The organism is Priestia sp. P5_B4 (assembly GCF_056400385.1).
The window spans coordinates 1-1,121 of the sequence record NZ_JBFULJ010001094.1 but is presented as its reverse complement, the minus strand read 5'-3'; the positions used below and the strand labels follow the sequence as shown (position 1 = coordinate 1,121).

At 40.3% G+C, this 1,121-nt stretch carries 1 protein-coding gene; it reads right to left on the bottom strand.

The annotated features are described in order from the left end of the window. Nucleotides 1–27 precede the first annotated feature (27 nt). On the bottom strand, nucleotides 28–1,121 hold a 1,094-nt coding region (locus AC1DRF_RS29065), incomplete at its 5' end, for a SulP family inorganic anion transporter (protein WP_477742449.1).

Genomic DNA, 1,121 nt, shown 5'->3' with positions numbered 1-1,121 from the left:
CGATTAATCGTTCGGATCTCTTTTTTACTACGTAGTAACGATTCTATGACGAGCTTTAATCTTACTCACGGGAGGTTCGGAAGAAAATATATTTTTTTCACCGATTTTATCATATAGACCCGTTGACTTTAACATTTCTTTCGGCTGGTGCTGTAAGCCAGAAATAACGACTTGGCTATGCGAATCTTTCAAACGTTCGACCACCTTCGATAGTAAAGCTTCTCCAGATGTATCAATAAAGGATACTTGGCTCATTCGAAGCAATAAAACTTTCGGTTTCGCTTCAGCGATCTTATCGAAGGAATCTTCTAATACTTCAGCTGATCCAAAGAAAAGAGATCCTTGCATGGTATATTCCATCAAATCAGATTTGTGAGCGTTTTCAGATGTTTCCGCTAAAACCTTTGAAATCTTCAGTGATCCGCTCATTCGTTTCACAAACATAACAATAGCTAAAAGTAGACCCACGCCTACACCTGTTGTTAAATCGATTGAAACTGTTAATAAAAACGTAGCTACAAGTACAAATGAATCAGCTGACTTGGTTTTTAAAATATGCGCAAATTCTTTACGCTCACTCATATTCCAAGCCACAAACATTAAAATAGGTGCCATACTTGCCAGCGGAATGTTTGATGCATAAGGAGCTAGCATCACAAGGACCAATAAAACAACTAAGCCGTGTATGACTCCTGATAACGGAGAAGCTGCGCCGTTTTTGATATTAGTAGCCGTTCTGGCAATGGCACCAGTTGCTGGAATTCCGCCAAATAGCGAGGTAGCGATATTAGCAATTCCTTGGCCGACAAGCTCTTTATTGCTATTATGCTTGGTTTTAGCCATATTATCAGCAACAACAGCCGATAGTAAAGATTCAATACCTCCAAGCATTGCAATTACGCAGGCAGCCGGAAATAGCATCACGATGTTATCCCAAGTTAAATCTGGGAAGCTAAAAGATGGTAGTTTGCTCGGAATGGCACCGTAAGTAGAGCCAATCGTTGCAACTTTTCCTGGGAACAGTGTAATGGCTACAAGTGTGGAGACAAGAAGACCTAGAAGGGCACCGGGAATTTTAGGTAAAAACTTTGGCGTTGTAATCACGATAGCTAAACAAATAG